22 protein-coding genes are annotated in these 21,639 nt (G+C 55.7%); 15 read left to right on the forward strand and 7 right to left on the reverse strand.

Going from position 1 to position 21,639, the window contains the following annotated elements; translation table 11 throughout:
• The 3 genes from MKJ04_RS17650 to MKJ04_RS17660 all read left to right on the forward strand — a co-directional run.
• Positions 1–279 (forward strand): DUF3641 domain-containing protein (locus MKJ04_RS17650; RefSeq protein ID WP_241642989.1); only part of this gene is annotated, 279 nt, incomplete at its 5' end.
• Positions 280–408: 129 nt separating this feature from the next.
• Positions 409–921 carry a rhodanese-like domain-containing protein gene (locus tag MKJ04_RS17655; RefSeq protein ID WP_241642990.1) on the forward strand — a complete coding sequence of 171 codons (513 nt, stop codon included), beginning with the start codon at positions 409–411 and terminating at the stop codon, positions 919–921.
• Positions 914–1,507, forward strand: a complete 594-nt coding sequence (locus MKJ04_RS17660; protein WP_241642991.1) for a TIGR04282 family arsenosugar biosynthesis glycosyltransferase — start codon at positions 914–916, stop codon at positions 1,505–1,507. Before MKJ04_RS17655 ends, MKJ04_RS17660 begins: the two co-directional genes overlap by 8 nt.
• A gap of 33 nt (positions 1,508–1,540) precedes the next feature.
• Here MKJ04_RS17660 and MKJ04_RS17665 read toward each other — a convergent pair whose 3' ends face one another.
• Positions 1,541–2,695 (reverse strand): murein L,D-transpeptidase, encoded by a 1,155-nt coding sequence (locus tag MKJ04_RS17665; protein ID WP_241642992.1) that lies wholly within the window; start codon positions 2,693–2,695, stop codon positions 1,541–1,543.
• 283 nt (positions 2,696–2,978) lie between these two features.
• Between MKJ04_RS17665 and MKJ04_RS17670 the strand changes: the two genes are divergently transcribed.
• Positions 2,979–3,665, forward strand: a complete 687-nt coding sequence (locus tag MKJ04_RS17670; RefSeq protein ID WP_241642993.1) for a DUF2461 domain-containing protein — start codon at positions 2,979–2,981, stop codon at positions 3,663–3,665.
• A gap of 41 nt (positions 3,666–3,706) precedes the next feature.
• Here the strand turns inward: MKJ04_RS17670 and MKJ04_RS17675 are convergent, their stop codons facing one another.
• From MKJ04_RS17675 to MKJ04_RS17685, 3 genes are read right to left on the reverse strand one after another with little or no spacing between them, the layout of a single operon-like run.
• Entirely contained in the window at positions 3,707–5,074 is a 1,368-nt protein-coding gene (locus MKJ04_RS17675) for a glycosyltransferase 87 family protein (protein WP_241642994.1), read from the reverse strand.
• Between the two features lie 3 nt (positions 5,075–5,077).
• Positions 5,078–6,556, reverse strand: coding sequence for a cellulose synthase family protein (locus MKJ04_RS17680; protein WP_241642995.1), 1,479 nt, complete (start codon positions 6,554–6,556; stop codon positions 5,078–5,080).
• Between the two features lie 16 nt (positions 6,557–6,572).
• Positions 6,573–7,265, reverse strand: coding sequence for a glycosyltransferase family 2 protein (locus MKJ04_RS17685; RefSeq protein WP_241642996.1), 693 nt, complete (start codon positions 7,263–7,265; stop codon positions 6,573–6,575).
• A gap of 172 nt (positions 7,266–7,437) precedes the next feature.
• On the opposite strand from MKJ04_RS17685, the gene MKJ04_RS17690 reads away from it, so the two are divergent.
• A complete protein-coding gene (locus MKJ04_RS17690; protein ID WP_241642997.1) occupies positions 7,438–7,908 on the forward strand; it encodes a peroxiredoxin in 471 nt (156 codons plus the stop codon).
• 72 nt (positions 7,909–7,980) lie between these two features.
• On the opposite strand, the gene MKJ04_RS17695 is transcribed toward MKJ04_RS17690, so the two are convergent.
• The 3 genes from MKJ04_RS17695 to MKJ04_RS17705 form a co-directional block, all read right to left on the reverse strand.
• Complete coding sequence (locus MKJ04_RS17695) at positions 7,981–8,790, reverse strand: hypothetical protein (RefSeq protein ID WP_241642998.1); 810 nt, start codon at positions 8,788–8,790, stop codon at positions 7,981–7,983.
• A 133-nt stretch (positions 8,791–8,923) separates the two neighbouring features.
• Entirely contained in the window at positions 8,924–9,157 is a 234-nt protein-coding gene (locus tag MKJ04_RS17700; protein ID WP_241642999.1) for a hypothetical protein, read from the reverse strand.
• Between the two features lie 236 nt (positions 9,158–9,393).
• Positions 9,394–10,890 carry a neutral/alkaline non-lysosomal ceramidase N-terminal domain-containing protein gene (locus MKJ04_RS17705; protein WP_241643000.1) on the reverse strand — a complete coding sequence of 499 codons (1,497 nt, stop codon included), beginning with the start codon at positions 10,888–10,890 and terminating at the stop codon, positions 9,394–9,396.
• 246 nt (positions 10,891–11,136) lie between these two features.
• Here MKJ04_RS17705 and MKJ04_RS17710 point away from each other — a divergent pair, with 246 nt between their 5' ends.
• From MKJ04_RS17710 to MKJ04_RS17755, 10 genes are all read left to right on the forward strand, one after another.
• Positions 11,137–13,392: a Tex family protein gene (locus MKJ04_RS17710; protein ID WP_241643001.1), complete on the forward strand. Its 2,256-nt coding sequence runs from the start codon at positions 11,137–11,139 to the stop codon at positions 13,390–13,392.
• 174 nt (positions 13,393–13,566) lie between these two features.
• On the forward strand, positions 13,567–14,733 hold the full coding sequence (locus tag MKJ04_RS17715; protein WP_241643002.1) for a PQQ-dependent sugar dehydrogenase: 1,167 nt from the start codon (positions 13,567–13,569) through the stop codon (positions 14,731–14,733).
• Positions 14,734–14,906: 173 nt separating this feature from the next.
• Positions 14,907–15,647 carry an SRPBCC family protein gene (locus MKJ04_RS17720; protein WP_241643003.1) on the forward strand — a complete coding sequence of 247 codons (741 nt, stop codon included), beginning with the start codon at positions 14,907–14,909 and terminating at the stop codon, positions 15,645–15,647.
• A gap of 322 nt (positions 15,648–15,969) precedes the next feature.
• Complete coding sequence (locus MKJ04_RS17725; protein ID WP_245402694.1) at positions 15,970–16,914, forward strand: manganese catalase family protein; 945 nt, start codon at positions 15,970–15,972, stop codon at positions 16,912–16,914.
• A 79-nt stretch (positions 16,915–16,993) separates the two neighbouring features.
• Positions 16,994–17,725, forward strand: coding sequence for a DsbA family protein (locus tag MKJ04_RS17730; RefSeq protein ID WP_317246729.1), 732 nt, complete (start codon positions 16,994–16,996; stop codon positions 17,723–17,725).
• A 178-nt stretch (positions 17,726–17,903) separates the two neighbouring features.
• Positions 17,904–18,497: a hypothetical protein gene (locus tag MKJ04_RS17735; RefSeq protein WP_241643005.1), complete on the forward strand. Its 594-nt coding sequence runs from the start codon at positions 17,904–17,906 to the stop codon at positions 18,495–18,497.
• 78 nt (positions 18,498–18,575) lie between these two features.
• On the forward strand, positions 18,576–18,917 hold the full coding sequence (locus MKJ04_RS17740; protein WP_241643006.1) for a DUF3140 domain-containing protein: 342 nt from the start codon (positions 18,576–18,578) through the stop codon (positions 18,915–18,917).
• 218 nt (positions 18,918–19,135) lie between these two features.
• Positions 19,136–20,029 carry a membrane-binding protein gene (locus MKJ04_RS17745; RefSeq protein ID WP_241643007.1) on the forward strand — a complete coding sequence of 298 codons (894 nt, stop codon included), beginning with the start codon at positions 19,136–19,138 and terminating at the stop codon, positions 20,027–20,029.
• A gap of 215 nt (positions 20,030–20,244) precedes the next feature.
• Positions 20,245–20,859, forward strand: coding sequence for a head GIN domain-containing protein (locus MKJ04_RS17750; protein WP_241643008.1), 615 nt, complete (start codon positions 20,245–20,247; stop codon positions 20,857–20,859).
• A gap of 57 nt (positions 20,860–20,916) precedes the next feature.
• The gene (locus MKJ04_RS17755) at positions 20,917–21,498 is read left to right on the forward strand and encodes a hypothetical protein (protein ID WP_241643009.1); all 582 of its coding nucleotides are present in this window, start codon (positions 20,917–20,919) and stop codon (positions 21,496–21,498) included.
• Positions 21,499–21,639 lie beyond the last annotated feature (141 nt).

Below are 21,639 nucleotides of genomic sequence, written 5' to 3' on the forward strand. Positions count from 1 at the left end.
AACTACGAGGGCTACATGCTCAAACTCATCGAGGCCTTTAACCCGGTGGCCGCCGAGGGGGTGATGTGCCGCAACACAGTGTCGGTGGGCTGGGATGGCTATCTCTACGACTGCGACTTTAACCAGATGCTGGAACTGAAGGTGGCCAAGGGCGCGCCGCAGCACATCCGGGAGTTTAACGTGGCGGCGCTGGATGAGCGCAACATCATGCTCAACCAGCACTGCTACGGCTGCACGGCAGGGGCAGGCTCGAGTTGCGGGGGCGAAACCGTGAAATAAGCAGTTTTCTGAAAACATTTGCAGCTGTGTTTGTTCTACTTATGAAACTGCCTATGCAACAGCCACTTATACCCGACGCTGAGAGGCGCCTAAACGGATGATTTAAATTATCGCTAATCCAAAACAAGCATGCGAAACCTTTTGATGATCATACCTCTGGCCTTCATTCTGGTGCTGCCCGCCTGCGGACAAACCACAGACAAAGCATATGACCTGATGCTAAAAGGGATGTATGGGGATGAAGTTTCGCGGATAACGCCGGCGCAATTGCACCAGCAGCTGCAGGACACAAAGGTAAAACCTCTACTCCTCGACACCCGGACCCCGGCGGAGTATAGGGTGAGCCATTTGGCAGGCGCCAGGTTCACGGCTTACAATACGTTCAGGGTTTCGCAACTGCAGGATGTGCCGAAGGACGCGCGCATCGTGGTCTACTGCTCCGTGGGGTATCGCAGCGAGCGGGTGGGGGAGAAGTTGAAGAAAGCAGGCTACAAAAATGTGCAGAACCTGTATGGCGGTATCTTTGAGTGGGTAAACGAGGGGTATCCGGTATACAACCAGCACGGCAAAACCAACCAAGTGCATGCCTACTCAAAAGCGTGGGGTGTTTGGCTACAGGAAGGAGTAAAAGTATATGAGTGAAAAGTTACTGTTATTATTTGTGCGTAACCCTGAACTGGGGAAAGTAAAAACGCGCCTGGCCGCTTCCGTGGGACCTGAGAAGGCACTTGCGATCTATAAGAGGCTCCTGGAGCATACCTTTGCCGTTACCCGGGAGCTTGCTGTACACAAAGAGGTATGTTATTCTGATTATCTGGACGAGCAGGACCTTTGGCCCTCCGAACTTTACGCGAAGCGGGTACAGCCGGACGGTGACCTGGGCGAGAAAATGGAGGCGGTTTTCGCCACGGCTTTTGAGGCGGGGTATAACTCGGTGGTAATCATTGGCAGCGATTGCCTGGAGCTAACCCCAGCCATACTGCAGCAGGCCTATGACGAACTGACGCGGCATGACGTGGTGATTGGGCCCGCGGCAGACGGCGGTTACTACCTGTTGGGTATGAACCAGCTGTACCCGGCGCTGTTTCGGAACAAGGCGTGGAGCACAGAGCAAGTGCTTCCGGCAACCCTCCAGGACGTCAAGGCGCTGCAGCTTTCCCATTCCCTGCTTCCCTGCCTCTCGGATGTGGACCATGCGGAAGACCTCCAGCATACTGGCCTGCTCTAACCGTAAGTTTGCCCGAATTATACGATGCGTGTGTTACTCCAGCGTCAGGTGCGGCATCACGTCGTAGCCATACACATCGTCCCGGAACTGCACCTGCTGCGCTCCATCTGCCCAGGCCGTAAGGTAGACAATGTATAGGGGCAGTGGCTCATGCACTCTCAGGTAGTGGTTGGGCTTAGATTTCATCCAGATTTTGTCAATCTTCTCCGTAGAGTACCCAGACCCTTTTTCCAGGAGGTAATAGGCCAGTTCTATCGGGCGCTCCAGCCGGATACACCCATGGCTAAATGCCCGGTTCGGGTACGTAAACAGAGCTTTATTAGGTGTGTCGTGCAGGTATTGGGGGATAGGGTTCGGGAAGGGGAACTTGACCTGGCCTAGCTCATTCTCACTGCCGTCCAGCTGCACAATCCGGTAAGTATAATTCGTTTGGTCGATCTTGTCCCAGTCTACGCGCCAGGGGTTTACACGCACCCAGCTGTTCCCGATCGGTTTTTCCAGCTTCATGTTCTTTCTTGCCAGGTAACCGGGGTTGCGCCTCAGGATCGGCACTATCTCCTTCACGGCAATAGAGGTGGGCAGGTACCAGTATGGGTTCAGCACCACAGTGGTGAGCCGGCTTTTGATTGGGATGGTAGCCAGGCTGGGCTTGCCCACGATCACGCGCATTTCCATCACCTGCCGCTCGTCTTCCAGCACATGCAGGGTATAATCCGGGATGTTGATCACCACGAAAGCCGGCGCGGGATCCCCAAAAAAAGAATCCCAGCGGGCAAAGCTCTGCTGCAACTGCCAGAGGCGGTAGGAGGGCGGCACATTCAGCGCCCTGACCGTCAGAGGGCCCAGCACACCGTCCGGCACCAGCCCATGGCGCTGCTGAAAGCGTTTGACGGCTGCCACCATGGGAGCCGTGTACAGCATGGAAGGCAGAGTTGTGTCAGGGAGCAGGTCACCGGTCAGCGTCAGGTTCTGTTTTAGCGGGATCACATACTGACTGCTGTCGCCGGGCCGCAGCAGGAGCCTATGCGGAAGTGATTTCCAGCTGTCAGCCTCCGCAAGCGCCTCATACATCAGGATGGCTTGCTCCAGGTTGGCCTTGCTGAAGGGAGACAGGGATGTGTGGGTTTCCTGGGCATACCCCGCTTGGGCTGCCGCATACAAAAGCCAGAGGATGAGAACACGTGCCATGGCGAAAAAATTATATACTCCCTCCTCAAGTATACGCTGGGTGCTATGTTTCGGACATGCCGTATGCGCAGGTGGCGCGTCTTTGCCTTAGGGTTGGGAATGAGGGCAAAGTGGCTCATGGAGAGAGAACTAGCACGGCTCTGCTTGCCTGTTCGCCAGGCTTCAGCATCCGATCACGAAACAAAAGACAGCATCTTCAGTTTGAAAGGCAAATCCCGTGTCATACCTTGCGCTGGCAGGAGATTTGACGACCCGGACCACCATTTAACAAGCAGTAGATTACATGGCAACTGTTATCCAAAAAAGTACACTTCAGTTTTTAGTGGCGCTCACCGAACATAACACCCGGGAGTGGTTTAATGAGAACAAGGACAGGTATGAGGCTGCCCGAAAAAACCACATCAGCTTTCTGGAAGACCTCCTGCAGGAGATGCAGCATTTTGAGCCGGCCGTGCGGGGGCAGAAGGGCAAAGACCTGGTGTACCGGATTTACCGCGACGTCCGGTTCTCGAACGACAAGCGGCCATACAAAGACCATTTTGGAGCCTATATAGCAGAGGGAGGCCGGAAATCGGTATACCCTGGCTACTACCTGCACCTGGCTGGCAACAACAACTCCTTTGTGGCCGGGGGGCTCTGGATGCCCTCGGCGCCGCACCTGAAAGCCGTGCGTCAGGAAATCGACTACAACCTGGGGGCCTTCGAAGCGATTGTGGAGGCACCAGCGTTCAAAGCCATGTTCGGCGACCTGCGGGGCGAGAAACTCAAGACAACGCCAAAAGGGTATGAGAAGGAGAACCCGGCCATCGGTTACCTGCGGCACAAGAGCTGGAACGCCATCATGCCCCTGTCTGATGCGGCTGTATTGCAGGATGATTTTCTGCAAACGGTTTTACACGCTTTCCAGGCCCTGAAGCCGCTGAACGACTTCCTGCAGCAGCCCTTGCTGGACGTGGGGAAAGAAGGATGACATACCTGAAGTGCAGATCACGGACGATGCCTTACCGAGTGTTAGGGTTGCGCAAGCGTGTCTGCCTGCCCGTCTGGCGCCACCAGGTTGGCATGGCGACGGCGCTGCCGGTAGAGGTATAGCTCAACCAGCAGCCACAAAAACACCAGGGTATACTCCAGTGCCACCAGTGCAAGGTCTTCTGTGTAGGCACTTGTGCGGTATGTGGCGTAAGAGAGCAGAATCAAGCCCGACCAGGTAACGGCATACCGGAAGTGGCTCATGGCCGTAAGGGCCAGCAGCGTGGTGATATACCACGGATGTACCGTTGTGGCCAGAAAGAAGTAGAGTGTGAGCGCCGCCGCCATATACCCCGACAGCCTGCGCACAGAGCCTAGCTTTCTGACGGAGGCCATCGCCACGATCCCGCCCAGGGTAGCCAGCGACAGCAGCGGCCCCAGCAAATGGATCACGTTATACCCTGCAAACCGGAACCCCAGCCAGCGCAGCAGGTAGTACACGCTCGCGTTAAACTCGAACCGCTGAAAGTAAAGGTCCAGGCTCTGAAAGAAGTTACGGAGCACAGCCACAGAAACCAGCGGGTAAAACAGGGCGATTACCGTTAAAAGCACGACCCCGCCGAACAGTAGAAATTTCTGCAGACCAAGCTTCCGGAGCAGGAAAGGCAGAAACATGAGTGGGAGCAGCTTGGTGCCAATCGCAAGGCCCATAGCCAGCCCCGAGACGGCCAGGCGCTGCTGATAAAAGAGCTGGTGCAGGCTGAGCAGCAGGAAAAAAATCATAAGCCCCTCGAAGTGCAGGTTGCCTACCAACTCCAGGATCACCAGCGGGTTCAGGGCATATAGCAAGACGTTTTTGTCCGGCAAACCCATCTTTCGCATCAGGCGGAGCAACAGCAACACACTGCCCGCCTCCGCCAGCAATAACACAACCCGCATCACAATAATGTTGGCCAGCAGGTTGCCCGGAAACAGCTTGACGGCCAGCCAGAAAATGCCCTGCGCCACCGGCGGGTACACGCTGTAATACTCCGCGGAATTCAGCTGGAGGTATAACTCCCCGGTAATCCCCGCGACCGGGGCCATGCCAGCCTCCATATAAGCGCTTGGGGTATACTGGTAAGGGTTTAGCCCCGCATGCAGCAGGCTTCCATCCCATACAAACCTGAAGTAGTCGTCGGAGAGGGCGGGGATGGCCGCCAGAAAAAGCAGCCGGAAGAAAAGGGCCGCCGCAATGCCGTGCCACAGCGGCAACCTGCTGTTGATGAGGTATAGGTAGCAGGCAAACACCAGGGCATACAGGGCCAGAAGCTGCGTGAAGTCGGCACGGGGCGTGCTGTAGGCCAATGCCGCGTAAGCAAGAGCCGATACTGCCATCACCCCATAATTTACCGTGTTGCTTTTTTCCATATGCTAGCCGCGCCTGCTGTGTGAGAGCGAATATATGAAAACGGCACCAAACCCAAACGCAAGCAGCACATGGAAAGGCAACTGCTCGTACTGGTGCCAACTGAAAGCCAACCAGATTCCGAAAAGGAAATAAAGCGCCAGCAAGCCTTCCAGGGCCGTTACCAGGCTGATGCTTTTGAGGCGGTAGGCGTGCTTCCGCCAGGTATCCCGCGCTGCCAGGATGTTATACTTGGGTGTCCGGATGAACGGGGTTTTCCGGCCCATATACCCTTCCAGCACCGCCAGGCTGTTGTGCAGCGAAAGCCCCATCGAAATAGAAAGAAAAAGCAGAAACTCCGGCACAAACGCCAGATTGCTGCGCCACCCCCCCGTGCTATGGGCTCGTTGCGCCGACCAGTAGAAGGCAACGAGCCCAGCCAGGCTCAGGAGCAGCGCATACCCTAGCTTATAGAGCGGAGAAAGCGCAGGAGTGGTATGCTTGATGTAAAGCAGCGGCACACTCAGCAAAGCCGTGAGCAGCACACAGATAAAGATGGCACTGTTGAGCAGGTGGAAAAAGGCATGCACCTTCGTTAGGAAGGGGAGCCGGGATTGCAGTACGCGGTGCAGGTGCTTCCGGGCGGTTTCGGCGGCTCCCTTTGTCCATCGGAACTGCTGCGACTTCAGGGCGCCCATGTCTGCGGGCAGTTCTGCGGGGGCCTCCACCTCCTCCAGATACACAAACCGCCAGCCTCTGAGTTGCGCACGGTAACTCAGGTCCAGGTCTTCGGTGAGCGTGTCAGCCTGCCATCCCCCGGCATCCTCGATACAGGCCCTGCGCCATACCCCCGCCGTGCCGTTGAAGTTGATAAAGTGCCCGCCACTGTTGCGCCCCACCTGCTCCACCGTGAAGTGGGCGTTCAGCCCAAATGCCTGCAAGCGCGTGAGTAGGGAGTAATCCCGGTTCAGGTGCTCCCAGCGGGTTTGCACGACGCCCACGCGGGAGTCGGTAAACGCCGGAATTGTGCGTTTAAGGAAATCGGGGGAAGGCAAAAAATCAGCGTCGAAGATACAGATGAATTCCCCGGTGGCCTGTGCCAGCCCATGCTGCAAGGCCCCGGCCTTGTAGCCGGTCCGTTCCTGACGCCGGATGTGCTGGATATTCAGGTGGGGGTATGCCTTTAGTTTTTCCCGGATAATGGCGGTGGTGTCGTCGGTCGAGTCGTCGAGCAGTTGGATTTGCAGGCGCTCCGGCGGGTAATCGAAAGCGGCGATTGCCGTAATCAGGCGTTCCACCACGTAGCGTTCGTTGTAAAGGGGCAGTTGCACGGTAACCTTGGGCCACCGCTGTGGTAGGGGCAGAGGGGCTGCCGCTAGCTTGCCAGATCTTTTGGTACGAAGCCAGTACCGTATCGTCAGGTGCAGCTGTACCATGCTGTAGCAGAAAATAAAAGCAAGACAAAGCCCGTATACCACCAGCACTATCGCCTCCGCCACTTGCATGCCCTCCTCGTTTTGTTCATAAATACTTAAAGATGGTCAGGATGATTTTATAGCCTGCCAGCACAGTGCCTTTCAGGGTGCCTGATACCTTTGAGGTGCCAATGCGTTTGCGGTAAGTTACGGGGATTTCGGTATACCGGATTTTTTGCCGGGCGGCCTTGGCCTGCATCTCCACCGTCCAGCCGTAGGTGCGGTCCCGCATGCCCAACGCCAGGAGTGTGTCCAGCCGGATCGCCCTGAAAGGCCCCAGGTCTGTGAAGCGGGCCTTATAAAGCCAGCGCAACAGGGTGGTGGCAAGCCAGTTGCCAAAGACCTGCTGCGGCATCATGGACCCGGACTCTCGCATGCCCAACGCCCTCGACCCGATGACCATGTCTACCTGCCCGGCCGCGATGGGCTGTACCAGCATAGGCATCTCCTCGGGGTAGTCAGAGAAATCCCCATCCAGAAACACGATGATGTCGGGGCGCTCGTCGGCAGGCTTGGCGGCGGCGTAGGCTATGCCTTTCAGGCAGGCGTTGCCATACCCCGGCGTTGGCTCATCCAGCACGGTGGCACCGGCCATGGCCGCACGCCGGGCGGTGTCGTCGCTGGAGTTGTTGTTCACCACAATCACCTCCCCGACATAGCCCGCCGGGATGGCCTGCACCACTTTGGCGATAGACTGCTCTTCGTTGAAGGCGGGGATGATAACGTTAATTCGGGGCATACGCGCTGGCAAAGTGACAAAGATGCCCATTTTCTTTTTCTGATGCTATATTTGCCGCCATCTTTGGAGTTTAACCCTGACATAGGTTACCTTTGCAGCCCGTCTTTAATTTTTGCATGAAGTTTGTTAGCACATATGTATGATGATTGAGGCACTTTTAAACGAAGATGTTGTGAGAGAGGGAGATATAGCCCCGGATTTCGAGCTGCAACGGCAGGACGGCGGCTTTTTCCGGCTGCACGAAATGCTCAAGGAAAAGAATGTGGTGCTCTATTTTTACCCAAAAGACAGCACCTCGGGCTGCACAAAGCAGGCTTGCAGGTTCAGAGATGAGTACGAGGCGTTTAAGGAGTATGACGCTGAGGTAGTGGGGGTAAGCTCCGACAGCCTGCAGTCGCACCAGAAGTTTGAGCGGGTGTATCACCTGCCGTTTACGTTGCTCTGCGACAAAGGAGGCCAGATCAGGAGCATTTATGGCGTGCCGCGTCGGTTGGGGCTGTTGCCGGGCCGCGTCACCTACATTATCGACAAAAGCAGGCGCGTACGTGCCGTTTATAACTCCATGAGCAAGCCGCTTGAGCACATTGATACCGCCCTGGAGGTGTTGCGCAATATAAACAGCGAGCAAAAGCAGCTAGCTTAAGTACGCTCCGGTTCGTTCGAAGGTCCTCCTGTGGTATACCGCAGGAGGACCTTCGTGCTTTAGCAGTTGTTGCTACTCGTCGGCTACACGATCCAGTTTCGGGCCATTGAAAAACTCCACCCGAAGAAAACCGAAGGCCTTGTTGTAAAGGAGTTGCTTCACGCGGTTGGTGCCGGCGTTGCTCAGGTTAAGCTCAAATACTTCGTAGTACATTTGCCCGTTCACCGCCAGGCTGTCGTGGGTGGGGCTTGTCTCGTCAATCTCCCAAATACCCGTATCCTCTGTCGTCTCACCTGCTTTTTCCCCTACAGACAGCGACACGACCAGATCATTGGGCCTGCTGAGAATGCGTGTGCCGAGCGGGGGCTGGATGTCGCCCAAATCCTCCAGCACGGTCCTGGCGAGTATGTCTACCTGGTCGATGCAGGCATCCTCCGCTGAAAAACCTTCCCCCGGAATACTCTGTGCATAAATCCCCGTGCGGACATACCGAACCTCTGCCCCTGTTTCTGCCTCAAACACAAGCGTGTCGTTTTCTTTATACACCAGCCACTCTGAATCGGCGACAGTAGGCTGGGCAATGGTCACGTTGCCGCACTGCTCGCAGGAAGAAAGCGCCACAGCGGCAAGCAGCAGCACAAGAAAGGAGGTAAAGGCTGTTTTGTTCATGTTAAGGAAAAGGGATATGGTCATTCGGGTCAGGTATGGGACAATTCCCTTCCTAGAGTTAGCCATAAATATACGCGCATTTTTGATGGAGCCATATAGTAGCAAGCCGGGTGGCCCGCTGTAGGCTACGCTAAATCGCCTCACGTGCAGCGAATCGGTGGCTGCGACGGGTATAAAAAGCGATTCGGCCTGTGGGTTGTGTTGGCGCGACATGGGTTTGAAGACAGCTAATGCAAATTTGGCAGGCGGGCACAAAAAAGCCAGCCGCTACAAATTGGTCTAAATATAAACAATTTAGCCCGTTTTGTATGCGGCTGGCCTGTAAATGAGGTATCCGTTCGGGGAATTAGCTTCTAACCGGGATAGGCTGCGGCTTCAGGGTAGGTCTGACGGCCAGCCATATGAGCGTACCGAAAACAATTCCCGTGAAGAAAGCCATGGCAACGATTATCATTCCGTTAAATCCCCGCTGTTCTGCATCATGGTATAGCCAGGTAAGGATAAACACAAGGATCAGTGTGTAAATGCCTATGATGGCCATGAAAATTATATCCAGTGTATCAAGCTTAGTCCATTCCATACAATATTGTTTTATGTAACGCAGCAGCGCCTATACGTTGAAGCGCCCCTCTGTTTAAACTCTGCCTTTGGATGTAGGGTTTAGGACTATTAGAGGAATGATGTGGCGGACTGGAAGAGTTTATACCTCCTCTCAGAAAAACTAGCGAACCGGTAAAGGGCTGGATGTGTGCTGGAACTGCCTTACCCTCAACTGGCAAGTGTATGAAGAAGGATATTGTATGTTAACAGTGCCGCTTAGTGGCGTGGCATAGTGCCGTCTGCAGGAGTTGCGTGTTGCCGCATGAGCCTTAGCAGCATGTCGGTCAGGTATGAACCGCTGTAGGGGCCAAAAAAGCTCATGCTGCGCGTTTCATATTCATCCAGATTGTAGTGCCTGTCTGGGGTTACGTAGCCGATGTAGCCGCCGTTAAAGCTGGTGACGATCGCGTCCAGGCCCTGTCGCCGGGCAGCGCGCTGCAGTTCTTCCACAAACTCACCCGAATAGTCGGCGGGGGCACCCAGCAGCACGATGTTGCCCAATTGCAGGCTCGTAACATAGGCCGGCTGCCTGCCAAACACCCAGCGAAACAAGGCGGGGGCCAGGCGGAGATTCTCAGAAATGCGCCATTGCGGCTCCGGCAACTGCAGGGAGGCCCGGTTGTAGCCCAGCACTGTCATATAGGCCGTCTCTACCTGATACAGTTCCCGGCGCAGGATCGTGGAAAGCCGTTCGCCCACCTCTTCGGTGCTTTCGAAAGAGTCGTGCTGGAGGTATACGGCACTATGGCTGCCCACCGCCCCCGCCGAGAAGGCGGCAAAGGCTACCCGCTCCTCCAGCGCATCCACAAGCACACCGGGGTAATCGCGCGACAGAATGGGCTGCATGGACGGCAGGATGGTGGGGTGTGCCGAGAAGAAGGACAGAATGGCCAGTGTGCCGTCCGGCCGCTCAAATTTCAGGAAGCGCAGCGCGGTATCCCGGTCCTCCCGCGATTTGGTGAGGCGGTTCTTGACAAGGCTCGCCGCGTTCGCGCTGCCGTAGCCCACGCGCGTCGGTTGCAGTTCCTGCCGGGCCAGTTGCATGCTCTGGATAATCTGCTGTGTCAGCCGGTGTACTATCGCTGCGTCGTAGGCCCCGGTCATAACCTTCATACCGACCTTACGCCCCCAGCCGCCAAAACTGGTATGGCTGTGCGTGGCGGAGAGGTATACCTGCTCAGGTTTCAGGCCAAGCCTGGGGTACTCTTTTTCCAGTTCCTTGAGCACAAGCATGGGTACGATCAGCATGTCCAGGGAAACAAAGTAAGCCTGTGTCTGGCCGTTGTCGAAGGCGAAGGTGCGCACCCAGGCCGAGTCGTGCACCTGCTCGTAGTCCATACCCAGGCGCTTGCCATACCCAGCCAGGGGGGCAGGCGGGGGCGGCGTGATGTTGACCTTTGCCCAGCCCACCTGTAGCGTGTCGCCGGTCGTGACGGTGGCGGGGTGACTTTGCAGGTTCCGGACGGTTTTCTCGAAATAGGCGGTTTCTGCATACGGCGTGCGGTCGATGCGCTGTAAGACGCAGGCGGGCAGGAGAAGCAGCAGTAACAGCCAGTACCAGTTCAGGGGGATTTTTCTCAGGGCAACTCTCAATCCTGCGGGTATCAAAATGAGGTGATCGGGACGCAACACATAGGCGCAGCCACAAAAGTACGGCTGTTTTGTGGAAATGCCACCAGAAAAGCGCCCGTCTGCCACTTCTATGCCGCGCATGCTTTCTACTTAGGGCAATATACCTTAAATTTGATGCTCACGGCACTCTAAAAAACAAAAAGCAATAAGGGCAGCGGTTGCGCCGGCACTGCGCAAAGGCGCTATCCGACAGATATCCCTCGGTATAACCGGGACTTCAGGCCGTATTTATCGCTTGCCGGAACTTTATCCTTCAACGTGCTCACGTGCAGCCCGATGGGTAAACTTGAAGCATACGCAACCTTAGATTTCAGCAGTAAAGTATATATGGAACAAAATCTTGATCATCTTTTAAAGATCGCCACAGAGCTTTCGATCACCATCAAGCAGGTGGAGGCAACGGCCACCCTACTCAACGAGGGTGCGACCGTGCCGTTTATCTCCCGTTACCGAAAAGAGGCCACCGGCTCGCTGGACGAAGTGCAGATTGCCGCTATCCGCGACCGGATGGAGCAGCTCCGGGAACTGGACAAGCGCCGCGAGAGTATCCTGAAGTCCATCCGCGACCAGGAGAAGCTGACGCCGGAGCTGGAGGCACAGTTGATGGTTGCCCAAACCCTGGCCGCTCTTGAGGACATCTACCTGCCCTACAAGCCAAAGCGCCGCACCAAAGCCACCATCGCCCGCGAAAAGGGACTGGAGCCGCTGGCCGAGCGCATCTTCCAGCAGGAGAATTTCGACGTGGAGGCCGAGGCTGCCAACTTTATCTCAGAAGAGAAAGAAGTGAAAGACGCCGCGGAAGCCCTTGCCGGTGCCCGCGACATCATGGCCGAATGGATGAACGAGAATGCCGAGGCACGAGCCACCATGCGAAAGCTGTTTGAGAAGAACGGTGTGTTCAAGAGCCGCGTGATGCTGGGCAAGGAGGAAGAGGGCCAGAAATTCAAGGATTACTTTGAGTGGGAAGAGCCGATCGAGAAAGCGCCCTCGCACCGTATCCTGGCCATGCGCCGCGGCGAAACCGAGATGGTGCTGATGCTGAGCGCGCAGCCCGAGGACGAGCTTGCCCTGGCGAAGCTGGAGAACATGTTTGTGCAGGGCAACAACGCCGCTGCGGAGCAGGTGCGCCTGGCAGCCAAAGACTGCTACAAGCGCATGCTCAAGCTGAGTATGGAAACGGAGGTGCGCCTGAGCTCGAAGAAGCGCGCCGACGAAGAGGCCATCCGGGTGTTTGCCGACAACCTGCGCCAACTGCTGCTTTCCTCGCCATTAGGCCAGAAAACGGTGCTCGCCCTGGATCCCGGCTTCCGGACCGGTTGCAAGCTGGTGGTACTCGACAAGCAAGGCAAGCTGCTGCACAACGATACCATATACCCCCACACCGGCCAGCACAAGGCGCAGGAGGCAGGGCAGAATGTGAAATACCTCGTGGACCGCTACGAAGTGGAGGCCCTGGCGATTGGTAACGGCACGGCCAGCCGCGAAACAGAATCGTTTGTGAAAGGCCTGAACCTGCCCAAAACAGTGCAGGTGGTGATGGTGAACGAAAGCGGCGCCTCCATTTACTCTGCCTCAAGTGTGGCCCGCGAGGAGTTCCCGGATCAGGACGTGACGGTGCGCGGCGCCGTATCCATTGGCCGCCGCCTGATGGACCCGCTGGCTGAATTGGTGAAAATCGACCCGAAATCCATCGGGGTGGGCCAGTACCAGCATGACGTGGACCAGGCTGCGCTGAAGCACTCGCTGGATGACGTGGTGATGAGTTGCGTGAATGCCGTGGGCGTGGAGGTGAATACCGCCAGCAAGCAACTCCTGACCTATGTTTCCGGTTTGGGGCCCGCTTTGGCGCAGAACATCGTGGAGTACCGCGACCAGAACGGCCCGTTCAAGACCCGGACGGAGCTGAAGAAAGTGACGCGCCTCGGCGACAAGGCCTTTGAGCAGGCGGCAGGCTTCCTGCGCATCCGCGACGCGAAGAACCCGCTCGATGCCTCTGCCGTGCACCCGGAGAGCTACCCGATCGTGGAGCAAATGGCCAAGGATCTGGGCGTGACGGTGCAGGAACTGACTAAAAGCAGCGAACTGCATAAAAAGATCGACCTGAAAAAATACGTGACCGCCACTGTCGGGCTGCCTACGCTGCAGGATATCGTGAACGAGCTTGCCAAGCCGGGCCGCGACCCGCGCGAGACGTTTGAGGCGTTTAGCTTCACAGAAGGCGTGAACGAGATGAAAGACCTTCGCGCCGGTATGAAACTGCCCGGCATCGTGACCAACATCACGGCCTTCGGCGCATTCGTGGACATTGGGGTGCATCAGGACGGCCTCGTACACGTGAGCCATTTATCGGACCGCTTTGTGAGCAACCCGCACGAAATAGTGAAGGTGGGCCAGAAGGTAGAGGTAACCGTGGTGGAAGTGGACGTGAACCGCAAGCGCATCGCGCTGAGTATGAAGGGAGAGCCAAATACTCCGAAGCCAGCTGGAGGCGGTAACCGCAGCAAAGGAGGCGCTAAAAAGGAGGAGGAGCCGATGGATGATTTCCAGGCAAAGCTTTCCAAGCTGAAAGGTATGTTTAAGTAACAACCTCCCGCTCCTATATAAAAGAGGCCCTGTACAACAGACGTGCAGGGCCTCTTTATTTTGGTTCGACATCATCCATCTGAGTACAAGAACTGTTGTTTTAACACAGCCATTCTGGCCCCTGCGCCGTAAGCGTAACTTGTACTTCCATCTGAAAATGAAACCATTACGAAAATGCGATTAAACTTTCTGAATTATATACTGGCGATGGTGCTCCTGATGGTAGGCTGCGCCGAAAAAGCCGATGCACAGTATGAAGTGAAGCAGGCATACCCCTCCGTAACGTTCGACAGTCCGGTTGAGGCCGTTTGGGTAAACGACGGGCAAGGCCGTCTGTATGTGGTCGACCAGCAGGGCAAGATTTTCTGGCTGCCGGGCAACGAGGCATCCTCCGCAAAACCGAAGCTATACCTCGACATCTCCGACAGGGTGGAGGACGGCGGCGAGATGGGCTTGCTCGGCCTGACTTTTCACCCGGACTTCCAGAAAAACGGGTATTTCTACGTCAACTATACCACCGGAAACCCACTCCAGACCAAAATATCCCGGTTTAAGGCAAACCCAAGCAGCACTGGCCCCGTGGACCCCAATTCAGAAACCATCCTGCTGACGTATGAGCAACCCTACCGCAACCATAACGGCGGCAAAGTGACGTTTGGCCCTGACGGCTATTTATACATAGCGGTAGGCGACGGTGGCAGTGGCGGTGATCCGCAGAACAACGCCCAGGACCGGTCCAAACTGCTTGGCAAGATCCTGCGCATCGACGTGAACAATACCTCGGGCAACCGCAACTACGGCATCCCGGCAGACAACCCCTTTGCAGGCAACGCGCAGGGCTACCGTGACGAGATTTACGCCTACGGCCTCCGCAACCCCTGGAAGATATCCTTTGACGACCAAACCGGGCGTTTGTGGGCAGCGGACGTGGGGCAGAACAAAATCGAGGAAATCGACATCATCGCGAAAGGCGGCAACTATGGCTGGCGCGTGATGGAAGGCTCCGACTGCTTTAAGCCAAACAGCGGTTGCGACGAATCCGACCTGATCAGGCCAGTACACGAATACACGCACGCCGATGGCGTCTCGATTACTGGCGGGTTTGTATACCGGGGCAAATCCATGCCCGAACTGCAGGGCAAGTATATCTACGCCGATTATGTGAGCGGCAAGGTATGGGCGCTCACGGTGAATGAGCAGGGCACCAAAACAGAAAACAAACTGCTGCTCACCACGGGCTTCCCGGTTTCTTCTTTCGGCCAGGACAAAGACAACGAGCTGCTGCTGCTGAGCTATGGCGGCGAGGGGAAGCTGTACCGGCTACACCGCCATGTAAATTAACAACCAAATCAGGCTGCCTCTTTTAAAAAGCAAATCCAGGAGGTTTCTAGCCAATGGGGATGCAGGCTTACCTGTAAGTTGCACTAAAAATCAAGCGAATAGCAGTTAATGCGTGGGCACAGCGGAAACATGTTTTGCACGTGTACTCGTATGCTGTAAGAAACTATTTCAAGATGGAAACATTCAACACGACTTCTTCATATGGGCAGCCGAAACAGCCCATCATACCCCCTACCACTGGCACCAGCCACTTGAACGTTGGGGGCACCGAACGGGTGGCCTCGCTGCTCGGTGGTGTGCTCCTGACGTATTTTGGACTTCGCAAGCCAAATGCAGGCGGATTGATGATGGCTGCTGCCGGTGGCGCGATGCTCTTCCGGGGCGCTACCGGGTATTGCCCCCTCAACAGTGCCCTGGGCCGCGACTCATCCACCGGCACAGGCGCGGCGTTGGAGATTACCCGCAGCCTCACCATACATAAGCCGCGCCACGAGGTATACCAGTTCTGGCGACAGCTAGAGAACCTGCCCAAGTTTATGCACCACCTGCAGGAGGTGCGTCAGTTTGGCCCGAAGCGCTCACACTGGGTAGCCACGGTGCCCAAAGGCCTGGGCACGGTAGCTTGGGACGCCGATATTGTGGAGGAAGAGGAAAACACGCGCCTCGTCTGGCGCTCGCTGCCTGACTCAGATATCGACAACGCCGGAGAAGTCCGTTTTTCTGACGCGCCCGACGGCGGCACCATCGTGCAGGCCACCATCTCCTACAGGCCACCAGTGGGGCAGTTAGGCGGCAGTGTCGCAAAGCTGCTGAACCCGAAGCTGGAGCAAATGGTAGCCGAAGACCTGCACCGCTTTAAAGCCTTAATGGAAACCGGGGAAGCTATCCGTGAAGAAAGCCAGCCACTTGGCTAAGATCCAGTAGCTTTTTCTTAGAAAAAGAGCAGCCAGCGTGCCCTTGTAGCGTGTAAACGATTCGGGACACGCTGGCTGCTCTTTTAATATAGGTGAATTATACTGGTATAAGTGGTATATAGAGGCAGAAATTCTCATGGCGAAGCTCCGGCCTATAAAAAATTGTACAAAAGGGGGTATAAAGTCCGTCAATCGCACAACCCTCCCGACCTTGTCACACGTTTAATTTACCTCACTGCATGTTTAATGCTCACTTCTAAAACATGAAACTTATATATGCACTGAGGCTATTTTTTAAAACAAACTTATAAAAGGAGGACGAATGTTTTATCACGTAAAGGAGTTGCAATTTAATGCACGTGTGTCAAAGCCAGACCCAGGCTTTGCCAGTTTATTGCTTGAGCAGTTTGGGGGTGCCAACGGAGAGTTGGCGGCGGCGATGCAGTATTTTACCCAGGCCTTTGGCATGCGGCAGCCACACCCCGACAAATACGACCTGCTGATGGACGTCGCCACAGAGGAGTTCAGCCACCTGGAGATCGTGGGGGCAACCATACAGATGCTGCTGGGCCCGATAAACGGGGCGCTGAAAGACGCAGCTGACCAGTCGGAGATCATGCAGCTGCTGGATGGCAAAGCCAAGAAAGAAGACTTCATCCACCAGGCCATGGTAAACCCCCAGTTTCTGGTCCTGAGCGGGGGCGGGCCAACAGTGACCAACAGCCAGGGCGTGCCGTGGTCCGGTGCCTATGTAAACTCGAACGGGGATCCTACGGTGGATATGCGCTCGAACATGGCTGGCGAGTCCAGGGCGAAAATTGTGTATGAGTACCTGATGCAGTTTACCACCGACCCTTACGTGAAGGACACGCTTAACTTCCTGATGACGCGCGAGGTGGCCCATTACCAGATGTTTGAGGCGGCCCTGGAGACAATCCAGCCGAACTTCCCGCCGGGAGTATTACAGACTGACCCGCGTTACAGCAACAACTATTTCAACATGTCGAACGGTGCGGATGCCAAAGGGCCCTGGAATGAGGGCAAGAGCTCCGGGCTGGGCGAAACATGGCAGTACGTGGACGACCCGATCAAGCACGTGGTGGAGAGCAACGGCATGCTCGATCATACTCCTCAGGGCACAGACCGCACGCTGAAAAGTGTGGAGGAACACGACAAAAAACTAAGCAAGGAGCGTAGCAAGGAAGTTAAAGACGCCGTGCCTAGCGGAGAAAACCAATGGTGTGAGTACCCGCAGCGTAGCCTCTAACAGGCAGTGTGACATGAGTAACACTTAACGAGCTTACAAACTGGAAAATTCAGAAGAAAACAAGGCAGGGTCGGTAGAGATAGTTTTCTATACCGACCCTCTTTGCTGTTGGAGCTGGGCTTTTGAGCCCCAGTGGCGCAAACTGCGCTATACCTACAGCGGCAAGGTAAAATGGCGCTACATCATGGGTGGGCTGCTGCCGAACTGGGAGACTTTCAACGACCCGATGAACGCAATTAGCCGCCCTCTGCAAATGGGGCCGCTGTGGCTGGAGGCAAAATACAGGTCGGGCATGCCCATCAACGACAGAATATGGTATGAGAACCCGCCCGCCTCGTCTTATCCGGCCTGCATCGCCGTGAAAGCCGCCGGGCTACAGTCGGCGGTGGCGGCAGAGGAGTACCTGCGGCAGGTGCGCGAGGCTGTGATGCTGCACGGCAAGGACATCTCGAAGTGGGAAGTGCTGCGGCAGGTAGGCCACGAACTGAGCGAGCGCAGCCCGGGCCTGCTGGACAGCGAGCAACTGCATGCGGACATGGCAAGCCCCGCTGCCCGAAAAGCGTTTGAACAGGATTTACAGCAAGTGCGTCTGCACGGTATCACCAGGTTTCCGGCGCTCACGATGCGAAGGGAAGGCCAGGATGCGGGCATCATGATGGTGGGCTACAGACCTTATGCCGCGCTGGAGCAGGCGCTAAAGCAAATAGCCCCTGACCTGGAGCCCATTCAACACTCCACCGATGAGCTGGAGCACAGAAGGTACTGGGGGAGCACCACACAGCGGGAAATAGAAGAAGCGATGAAAACCTAACGCGCTGCCTCGCCGTGTTTGCCAATAAAGGAAGGTATACGCATGGCGGCTAAAGATCTCGGTATGCCTCACTCATCACCAATTGGGGTATAAGCCAGAAGGACACTGCCAGGTTGAGCGCTGCCTTTTATAACTGGTGCGTGTTTTGCATACGGAAGTAAATTTCAACCGAGTAACAATGAGCAAGTTAGGCTATATATACTGTGCGTATTTGATGGTTGTGCTGTTACTGGCAGGCTGCAAGCAGGCCAGCGATCTGAAAGCGTTTACCGAAGCGAAATACAGTTTGCTTGGGGTACACAACCTGAAACTGAACGGAGTGGATGTGATGCAGAAACGCAACCCCAGCGACTTTACCACCAGCGAAGGCGACAGCCTGCTTGCCTCTATTTCAGACAATACCCTCCAGGCCAGCACGACTCTTTCGCTGCAGGTGCAGATGCAGGAGCCGGATGTAGCCAGGCAAATGACGATCACGCGGATGAAATGGCAGTTGCTGGTAGATGGAGAAGAAACGCTGCAGGGCGAGGTAAAGGAGTCACTTTACCTGCACGAGGGTCTGAACGAGCTACCGATCCAGACACCGGTCATGATGTCGGAGACCGACGGGCTCCGCAATTACGAGGGGCTCTCCAAACTCATGACGATGCTCTCCCTGAAAAAGGATTTCCGGCAGCGGCTCATCTTCAAGATAAAGCCCACCGTGCAAACGCCGGTTGGAGAAGTGGAACTGCCGGAGTACATCCCGGTGTCTCAGTCAGTGCCCAGTTAATCGACTGCTTGTTTGCCTGAGCGCAACCAATCAGCCTACAACGCAACTTTTAGGTATAAACACGATCAAACTTAAACTATGGAAAACAAACAACAGCAGGAAAACGAGGAAACATACCAGCGCTTTACGGAACTGGTGAACATGGCACCTAAAGAGATTGAAGAATGGCTGAAAACGGATGAGTCGAAGCGCGTGGGGCAGGACAGTGGCGACGGGGAGAGCATCGGGCACAAGTCCGGGCAGCGGATCATCGAAATAAAGCATAAGAAAAAGGCCGATCTAAATGAGCAAGACTATGGGCACATGCGCAAGGTGATCTCCTACATCAGCCGCCACACCGCCCAGGAGCCAGCGCACGACAAGGAAACCAGCAACTGGCGCTACAGCCTCAAGAACTGGGGCCATGACCCGATGAAGTAACGGTGTCACGCACATAGAAGGCTGTCTGTTTAGGCAGCCTTTACTTTTGGGACATCCTCGGGAATGTGTTTTCGTGGGGAACGGCAAGGCTGGGGCGGCAGGTAATGGATAGGATACGAGCAAACTGGCAAAGTACTTGCTATTATACTATCCGTTGCGGCGCTTCCGTTTTAGCTGTAGCACCCACACGCACGACTATACTTTCAGATATGCCATACATGAAAAAACTTACGTTACTGCTGGGGCTGGTGATGGCCCCTCTGCTGGGCCAGGTGGCTCTCGCCGTTCCGGCTCCCGCTCCCGAAGCAAACACGGCCACCACTGTTGGGGCCCGCGACATTGTACAGGAAATAATCAACGTGATTGGGTTGAAGCCCCGGTTTGAACTGCAGGCAGCCAATATCGACAATGCCGCTGCCGTGGTATACAATGGCAAACGGTATATCCTTTACAACGAGCGCTTTCTGGCCTCTATCAACAATGCTGTGCATACCGACTGGGGCGGCGTGAGCATCCTGGCCCATGAGATCGGGCATCACCTCAACGGCCACACCCTGAGCCGGAGCGGCAGCAACCCCGCAGACGAACTGGAGGCCGATGAGTTCTCGGGTTTCGTGCTGCGCAAAATGGGGGCCAGTATGGCGGAGGCCCAGGCAGCCATCGATCTGCTGTCGGATGACGAAACATCCCGGACACACCCAGGCAGGCGCTACCGTTTGGCCGCAATCAGCAAGGGTTGGCAAAGCGCAAACCAGCAGCTGTTGGCCAGCGCCCAAGGTCCCCAACCAGATCAGCGTGCCATTGCCTCCAGACCAGAGACTGCAGCGCGCGCGCAGGCTGCCCCTTCTTCGCAGCGGGTAGCACTGGACAGACGCAGCGTCTTGACGCGGGTGAGCTTTAACAAAGCGCCGCAGGAGCAGTTTTACCTGACCACGCGCCTCAACCTGGTGCACATGACGGCAGAGGGCGTGCGCGTGATTGGCAAGCTGACCAAAACCAACAATCCGAATTACCCCTATTATATCCAGAGTGATTACCTTGACACCGTTTTTGTGACGGACGAGGGCTATTTGGTAAACCGGCGGGGCCAGAAAGTCGGGCACCTGTCTTAGACGACGGCAAAGCAGCCGCACCTTCCGCGAGGTGCGGCTGCTTTGTGATAGGGTAAATGCGAAGCTTTTGGTATATTGCTGCTGCTACCTCATCTGCCTAAACCTGCCGAAACACGAAAAAAACACTTCTCCCCGCACTTCTGTTTACCTTTGCCACACTGCTTTCCAGCTGCCAGGACGGTGGAATAGGGTGTTTGCAGGGGCAAGGCGATACCGTGACCCGGACGCTGGACATTCGTGACTTCGAGGGTGTGACGGTCAGCGGCGACATGCGCGTTTTTATTAAGAAAGGCAGCCCGCAGCAGGTAGAGGTCAAAGGCCAGCCCAATGTTCTGGATGAGCTGGAAACAGCCGTGAGCGGACAGGTATGGGATATCGCTTTTGCCCGCTGCCTCCGTAACCACCAGACAGTACAGGTGTTTATCACGGTGCCCGAGCTGCGCAAAGCACATATCGGAGGCTCCGGGTATGTGGAACTGGAAGACAGGTTTAAGGCCGACGATTTTGACGCCAGCGTTTCAGGATCGGGCAGCATGAAGCTAAAGCTCAATACAGACCGGCTGACTTCCCGTATCAGTGGCTCCGGGTATATAGAGGCATCCGGGAAAGCCGACAGGCAGGAGATCGCCATATCGGGCTCCGGTAACCAGAACAGCTACGGCCTCACTTCAAAAGAAACTGAAGTAGAGATTTCGGGATCGGGCAAAGCCCAGGTTTTTGTGAAAGACCGCCTGGATGTAGACATCAGCGGCAGTGGCCGCGTGCTTCACAAAGGCAATGCCAAGGTCAACGCGTCTGTGTCCGGCTCCGGAAAGGTAATCGGTGAGTAACGAGTTTATACATCAAATCGGCAGCGGCGCGGTGCCGCCACTTTAATTTGTTTAAATATGCGTGTAAGAGTAAAAAACTGTTTGCTGCTGCTGGTACTGCTGGTACTGGGTGTGGCATGCAAAACCAAAAGCGACGTAGACGCTTTTAAAGAGGCAGATTATAGCCTGCAGCAGATTGACAAAGTGGAGGTGAATGGCGTAGACCTGATGCAAAAGAAAGGGCCTAATGATTTCTCGTTTAGCGATGCCGCCAGGCTCTTCTCGGCTGTCTCGGCGAATAACCTCAGCGCTATCTCTACCTTGGGGCTGAACGTGTCGCTGGGTGAGGGGAACGAAAGCCGCAGCATGACCGTGACACAGCTGAAGTGGCAGCTACTGGTGGACGACCAGAAAACCGTGAGTGGGCTCGTGGATGAGCCTGTGGAGCTAAAGAACGGCCTTAACCTGATTACGGTACGCTCCCCGCTGAAGCTGGCAGAGGTGAATGGCCGCACCGACCTCAACAGCCTGCTGCAACTGGCCACGCTCCTGAACCAGGAGAAAGCCGACCGGCCAAAAGTAGTGCTGCAAATCAAGCCGACTATCCTGACCTCTGTCGGCCCTTTTGAGTTACCGGCTTTTATCAATATAAAAAACTAGCCCAGAAGGCATCTTCCTGCCGGTTCATACCTATCGCGTCTGTTCATCCGGGTGGGCTCATAAAATAGGGCCGATTCCAGTCCTCAATTTATACCTGCCCGAGGCCAAACACGTTTCCTGCCCATCACCATCCTGACACCA

It is taken from the genome of Pontibacter sp. E15-1, from assembly GCF_022601975.1.
Lineage (GTDB): Bacteria > Bacteroidota > Bacteroidia > Cytophagales > Hymenobacteraceae > Pontibacter.

Coding starts and splice junctions, on each gene's coding strand:
- MKJ04_RS17655 (WP_241642990.1), top strand. CDS start 409: ATGCGAAACCTTTTGATGATCATACCTCTGGCCTTCATTCTGGTGCTG.
- MKJ04_RS17660 (WP_241642991.1), top strand. CDS start 914: ATGAGTGAAAAGTTACTGTTATTATTTGTGCGTAACCCTGAACTGGGG.
- MKJ04_RS17665 (WP_241642992.1), bottom strand. CDS start 2,695: ATGGCACGTGTTCTCATCCTCTGGCTTTTGTATGCGGCAGCCCAAGCG.
- MKJ04_RS17670 (WP_241642993.1), top strand. CDS start 2,979: ATGGCAACTGTTATCCAAAAAAGTACACTTCAGTTTTTAGTGGCGCTC.
- MKJ04_RS17675 (WP_241642994.1), bottom strand. CDS start 5,074: ATGGAAAAAAGCAACACGGTAAATTATGGGGTGATGGCAGTATCGGCT.
- MKJ04_RS17680 (WP_241642995.1), bottom strand. CDS start 6,556: ATGCAAGTGGCGGAGGCGATAGTGCTGGTGGTATACGGGCTTTGTCTT.
- MKJ04_RS17685 (WP_241642996.1), bottom strand. CDS start 7,265: ATGCCCCGAATTAACGTTATCATCCCCGCCTTCAACGAAGAGCAGTCT.
- MKJ04_RS17695 (WP_241642998.1), bottom strand. CDS start 8,790: ATGTCGCGCCAACACAACCCACAGGCCGAATCGCTTTTTATACCCGTC.
- MKJ04_RS17700 (WP_241642999.1), bottom strand. CDS start 9,157: ATGGAATGGACTAAGCTTGATACACTGGATATAATTTTCATGGCCATC.
- MKJ04_RS17705 (WP_241643000.1), bottom strand. CDS start 10,890: ATGCGCGGCATAGAAGTGGCAGACGGGCGCTTTTCTGGTGGCATTTCC.
- MKJ04_RS17710 (WP_241643001.1), top strand. CDS start 11,137: ATGGAACAAAATCTTGATCATCTTTTAAAGATCGCCACAGAGCTTTCG.
- MKJ04_RS17715 (WP_241643002.1), top strand. CDS start 13,567: ATGCGATTAAACTTTCTGAATTATATACTGGCGATGGTGCTCCTGATG.
- MKJ04_RS17720 (WP_241643003.1), top strand. CDS start 14,907: ATGGAAACATTCAACACGACTTCTTCATATGGGCAGCCGAAACAGCCC.
- MKJ04_RS17725 (WP_245402694.1), top strand. CDS start 15,970: ATGTTTTATCACGTAAAGGAGTTGCAATTTAATGCACGTGTGTCAAAG.
- MKJ04_RS17735 (WP_241643005.1), top strand. CDS start 17,904: ATGAGCAAGTTAGGCTATATATACTGTGCGTATTTGATGGTTGTGCTG.
- MKJ04_RS17740 (WP_241643006.1), top strand. CDS start 18,576: ATGGAAAACAAACAACAGCAGGAAAACGAGGAAACATACCAGCGCTTT.
- MKJ04_RS17745 (WP_241643007.1), top strand. CDS start 19,136: ATGAAAAAACTTACGTTACTGCTGGGGCTGGTGATGGCCCCTCTGCTG.
- MKJ04_RS17755 (WP_241643009.1), top strand. CDS start 20,917: ATGCGTGTAAGAGTAAAAAACTGTTTGCTGCTGCTGGTACTGCTGGTA.